General features: G+C 54.8%; 3 protein-coding genes. All 3 read right to left on the minus strand.

Annotated elements, in window-relative coordinates:
• Positions 1-89 precede the first annotated feature (89 nt).
• Complete coding sequence (locus ODJ80_RS13785) at positions 90-734, minus strand: hypothetical protein (protein WP_263042535.1); 645 nt, start codon at positions 732-734, stop codon at positions 90-92.
• A 95-nt stretch (positions 735-829) separates the two neighbouring features.
• Positions 830-4,585, minus strand: a complete 3,756-nt coding sequence (locus ODJ80_RS13790) for an S-layer homology domain-containing protein (RefSeq protein WP_263042536.1) — start codon at positions 4,583-4,585, stop codon at positions 830-832.
• 663 nt (positions 4,586-5,248) lie between these two features.
• Positions 5,249-6,049: ATP-binding protein (locus ODJ80_RS13800; protein ID WP_263042537.1), on the minus strand; the 801-nt coding region annotated here is incomplete at its 5' end.

Here is a 6,049-nt window from a genome sequence, read left to right on the forward strand (position 1 = left end):
GCTTTGTCGGCAAGATTGACTTGCCCGAAGCCTAACGCCCGACCTATCCGACACAACGCGCGAGTGCCGGATAGGAACGGCAAAATTTTTTACACTTCTATTACTTCTTTATCGCACATCAGTAAAGTAGTATGACTTGTCACATATGCTTCGAATTCTACATATCGACCGTCATATTTGTCTGCAAAAGACATATAGTCCATATCCTTACTCGTAAGAATGGTGACGAGATCAGAGCAGTTTTCGGTAGTTAGCAGTGGAAATTCATTGTAATAAATTGTAATCTCAGCATCTGCTGAAAATTCATCTCCTACTTCCCAAGGGTCGGTACTAAACAAACCTGTTTCAATGACCATTTCGCGGATGTTGATTTCATAATTATTATCGTCTGGTTCACAGGGAACAGTACGTATATTTTCAAATCCAAGTTCTTTAAAATGCTCGGTAATTGTTTCAATTGTCCATTCAGAACCAATGTAATCTGAAGTACTATTTGGCATCACAATTGTATTTGATGGAGTTTCTGCCGCTTCACTTTCCGCAGTTTCGCTAATTTCACTAGTGATATTATTACTTGTGTCTATTGTATTATCTGTATTAGATTCACAAGCATTCAAGGATAAAACAATAAAAAAGGCAGTAAAAAATACGAAAACACCTTTTTTGCCGCTCCGTTTACTCATAATGTTTTTTGCTGCAGTAGTCAAGACTTGATACCAATGATAATTGCTCATATAAATCCTCCTATATATTCATCCACTTAAAGACCAGAGAGACGCCGCTTGCGCGACGCCTCTCCGCTTAAAGGTTCCTATTTCCGTTCTGGCCTTTATAAGACAAAGTTCTGATGGAAGTTCCGCAGGATGGAGGCGGCCTGGGCCCGGGTGGTGGTGCCTCCGGGCAGCAGTTTGCCGTCGCTGCCGTTGATGAGCCCGTTGCCATTGGCCCAGCTCATGGCCGTTGTGGCCCACGAGCTGACCGCCCTTTTGTCGGGGAACTGGGAGAGGTCCCCCTGGGCCGTCAGGTCATAGCCCTTATACTTGGCGTAGTTGTACAGCATCTGGGCGAACTCCTCCCGGCTGACCGGGTCGTCGGGGGCGAATTTCCCGTCTCCCTTGCCGGACACCACGCCGTTTTTGTGGGCCCAGCCAATGGCGTTCCACCCCCAGTGGACAAAGGGCACGTCGTCAAAGTCAGAGAACCCGCTGAAGCTGGGCTGCCCCTCTAGGTTGTAGAGGATCTGGGCGGCCTGGGCCCGGTTTAGAGTGCTGTTGGGAGAAAAGGTGGTGTCACCGGTGCCGTTCATCAGCTGGTTCTCAAACACATAGCGGACGTGCTGGTAGAACCATTCCCCGGTGCCCACGTCGGTGAAGGGCAGGGGCTCGAACTCGGCGGTGATGTCCACCGGCTGCGAAAGGTCCGCCGGCTGCTGGACGAAGTCCTCCTCCAGCACAGACACTTCGGCGTCCTCCAGGTTCTGGCTGTTCTGGGTGGTCAGCTGGTTGTCATCGCTTAGCTGGAAGGTGACGGTCTTGCCGCTGTCCAGGCTGCCCGCAATCTTCACCGCCTGCAGGTCGGCGTCGGTCTCACCCCGGTTGCTCAGTATCACCTCTACCTCGCCGGACTGGCTGGCGGTAAGGGACACCTGATAGTCGTCCAAATCCAGCTTGGCAGTGTGGGCCGTGCCGTCGATGATGGTCATGTGGTCGCCGTTGTCCACAGAGTAGCGGCCAGAGGCGGTAACCGACAGCCCGGCGCTCTCCGGAAGGGTGATGGTCATGCCGCCGGAATCAGGCTCTATAGTGGCAGAAACGCCCTGGGCCCGCTGGGTAATCTCCCCGTCCTCAATCTCCAGCAGCACCTGGCCAGAGACGCTGGCCAGGCGGATGTCGCTGATATTGGGAACATAGATTTTGGGCTTTGAGTCAACCATCTTGACCTTGATATCCATCAGCCTGTCTGGGTCTATCTCGGTCATTTTCAGTCCCATGGTGTTAAAGAGTATGATTCGGTCTGGTAATTCTTTCCCATTCAGGATCAGCTCGTCCCGGTCAGCATAAGACCCTGCCACGCGTTTCTTGGTATCCGCGTTGCCGGCCACATACACCCGGAACAGGTTCTTTTCAGGGTTCAGCTCCAGATAACAGTCGGGGGTGTCGTAGGCAGAGTTCCAGTCATTCGCCTCATACCGATCTTCATCCAGATAGGGGTTGTTGGGGTTGTAGATGGGGGTGCGGTACCAGCCGTCCTCCATCTCTTCCAATTCGTTGGAATACAGCAGCACGGCATGGGCACTGCCACTGTAGGCGATGGTGGCCACAAGGGGCTGGGTGCTGTTCTCAATCTGCTCGCACAGGGATTCGATATACTTTCCATTTGTCCGGTGGGAATAGGTTCCATCCGAATTCTCGGTGATATACTCCGCCAACATCTCTTTCTTCACTTCTTCCCCAGACTTTTGGAACGTGTACATCAATTCGGATTGGAACAGCTGGTATCGCTCGATGAACTTGGTGATGGAGCTATCTTTATCCACGGCCACGTAGGACCCATCCCCCAGCACATAATTGAGATGGTCGCCCTGGTGGTTTACAAGGCCGGTGCATCCATAGGGCAGCCCCAAACCGCCGGTGACGATGAGGCCGGCCGTCCACGCCATGCCGCCGCAGTTGCCGCCCCACTTCCTGTGCTCGGCGGCATATTTCAGCGCGCCTTCCCGGTCACCCCACACCTCTTGGTAGCGCTCTTTGGGGATCTCATAGTCCGACAGCAGCCCATAGCCAAAGGAATTCACGCTGTTCACCAGGGCCCAGGTGTCTTCCACGGGTTCTAAGAACTGCATGGCGGGGCAGTAGGGCTTGCACTGGCCCGTGGTATACCCCTCCGCCGAGGCGGAGACCTGGATGGTGCCCGTCTTCTGGTCTAGGATGTAGATGGGGGTTTGCACCTGGGTGTCTTTGGGCCAAATGGCAGTGCCCTCATCCCACACCAGGGTCAGCTCCTGCTTGTAGGAGCCGGGTGAAAAGCTGAAGCCGCCGGTAAGGGTGATGGTGTAGGTGACGGGGCCCTCGATGGGAAGCTGCACAAAGGAAAGGAATCCCTCGATATAGGCATGGGTGGTAAAGTCAATGCGGCCCACTCTGTCGGTGCCGTGCCGCTCGTAGTGGACGCGGACCTCCTCGGGCACAGAGACCGTCAGCTGGTCTTCCCAATGGGGGTCTTGGCTCTGGGGGGCGTCTCGCAGCACGGGGTAGGGGTAGTTCCCGCCTCCCATTTCCCACACCGAGTCGAAATCAAAGCCCTTGTAGCTGGACTGGCTGCGGGCCTGGGAATCGGTCAGCCGGGTTATGTTTTCCAGCTGGTCTCCGGTGGTCTCGTCCTTATCATAGGCGGGGACTTCCGTGTTGGTGTAATACAGGTTTTTCGAGTCTCCCACGGCCGTACCGAAGAGAGCCCCCGCGCCCCAATACCCATACCCAATAGAGTCCGACTGGAAGTTTTTTACCTCTACGGAGCCCACGTTGTAGCAGTTCTCCGCCCAGCCCTGGGCGGACAAGCCCCCTACATAGGTGGCGTCGTCCAGAGACAGGTTGCCGCAGTTGAAACTGTTGCGCAGGTCGGCCTGCCAGCACGTCAGGCCGCCCGCCATGGTGCGGCCATGGAGGGTGCGTTCGTACACTTCCGTGATATCGGCGGCGTTCATACAATACTCCACGGTTATGTCCCACATACCGGTGGTAATCCCGCCCATGTCGGCGGAGTTGCCCCGCTGAAGGAGCTCTCCGTAATTCTCGCAATAGGAGATGGTGCCGCCCACTAAACCCGCTATACCGCCGGAATCCACAGCATAGCCCATGGTGTCAATGGTGCCGTTGTGGATGCAGCCGGTGATCAGGGCGTCTTTGTTGTTCGCCCCAACGCCAATGATGCCGCCCACGCGCGGTTCGTTATAGGCGCTGCCGAGATTGGTGGAGATAATATCCCCCTCCATCCAGCAGTTTTTCAATGGTTCACTGGTGGCGTAGTTTCCGCATATGCCCCCGATGGTGCGGGCGTTGCTGTCGATGTTGCCATCAAAAAAGCAGTTTTGAATGCTGGTGCCCCTCTGGGCGTCGGCCACAATGCCGCCGATTGTGCCAAAGGATTGGTCAGTGAACTCCGCGTCGATGTCCGCGTACTTTACGCCCACGTCCTTGATGGTGGCCTCTTCGGCGTTGCAGAACAGGCCGTTGGGGCCCTCCAGGTTCTCGATGACATAGCCGTTTCCGTCGAAGGTGCCGGTAAAGCTATCGTCCTCGCACAGGGGCGTCCACTCCACGTCATATAGGTCGATGTCCGCCATAAGGATGTAGTTGCCGTCGGGATTATCCGAGACGGCCAGCAGGTCGTCCACATCCCAGATGGCCGTGTAGCCAGAGGGCGCCTTGGTCTCTTTGGTGACCGGCACCAGAAAGTCGTCCAGCCATGGCGCGGGCACCTTCGAGGCGGTAACCGCCTCTGCCCGAAGGGTGAGACCCTCCAGCGGGGCGAACAGCCCCAGCACCAGACACACCGCCAATGCGCAACTGAGAAGCCGCTTCCTCATAAAAAATCCTCTCCTGCCTTTTAATGAATCTTCACATATTATAGCAGATATTAGGCCGAATTTCATTACAATTTGTTGACGGAGCCGAAAAATCGGTCTCTTCCGCCCGCGTTCTTTCCCGAAGAGCCCCCGAAGGCAGCCTTTCCAGAATCGATGGGCGTCATCCAGCGGGCTCGCATCCGGCGGCCAGGGGAGACCAGATGCCGCTCTCAATAAGGTTCGCGGCGGGCTTTTTGAAAGTTCGTGCGGATGTTCAGCGATTCTGCTCCGGCCTGTGTGGGGGGCGTCAAACAAGGCCTTCAAAAGGCCGTCACCCGCAGGCAGAAGCTGGCTTGTTGGTACGTATTCTTTTTTTATCTCCTTTTCGTCACATAAGCCTCTACTATAGTTTGGTTGAAACCAATGACTGCAAAATACGGTGGCCAAAGGAGGGGGTTCTTTCCGCATATCACCAGATACTGAAAATCGAAAAACCCTCCACAAAATCGCGTTGGCGTTCAACATGACCCTGGCCGAGTTCCTGGATTTTGAGGAGCTCAACGAATACTCTTTCGAGGATGACACAGACGAATAAGAGCCGGTAGTTTCGCTTCAAAAACTACCGGCTTTTTCGTGCCTATAGGCTTAAGAAAGAAGCCCCCGCGGTGCGCGAGGGGCTTTGGGTCAGAGCAGCTCTTTTGTTTTACCGGCAAGATACAGCGGAATGTTGGTAATCGCGCCGTCCTTGCGGTACCTGCGCTTGGAAAAGCGGATAGCGTGTTCAGGGTGACGGTCGGCGATATACCGCTTAAAGGAAGGTGCGGACTTATCTTCGCCGCCCTTTGCCTCGACGGGGATGATCTCTGTGCCGTTTTGCAGCACGAAGTCGATTTCGCCGGTTTTGTCCGAGTAATAGCGAGGCTCCACGTCAAATTGACCGCGAAGCTGCTGCAACACATAGTTTTCGGTGAGCGGCCCCTTGAATTGATAGTCGGCTTTCAGCAAAATGGCGCTGTTGTCAATGCCTGCCATGTGCTTGAGAAGCCCGGTGTCAAAGAGAAACAGCTTGAATTGGTCGAGCTTATCAAAGGCGGAAAGGGGATGCTCCATCTTGGAAACATTGTAGATGCGGTTGAGCATACCGGCCGAGACAAGCCATTCGATGGCTTCTTCAAAGTCCCGCGCCCGGCCGCCCTGCCGGACAGCGCCGTAGATAAACTTTTCATTGGATTTGGCAAGCTGGGAGACGATGCTGCGGAACACCATCAGGATGCGCCCGCTGTTCACCTTCCCGTTGTGCTTCCCGAAGTCGTTCTCGTATATCTCCACCAGTTCCCGCTGGATTTGGGAAACCGCCGCCGGGTCCTTATGGTTGACCCAGGATACAACGCATTCCGGCATCCCGCCAATAATCAGATAGTAGTCGTAGGCTTCCAGCAAGCGGTTGTGGAAAATTTCCTCAATGGTCTGATCCTTCTGGATGCT

Source organism: Acutalibacter sp. LFL-21, from assembly GCF_025630755.1.
Taxonomy (GTDB): Bacteria; Bacillota; Clostridia; order Oscillospirales; family Acutalibacteraceae; genus Acutalibacter; species Acutalibacter stercoravium.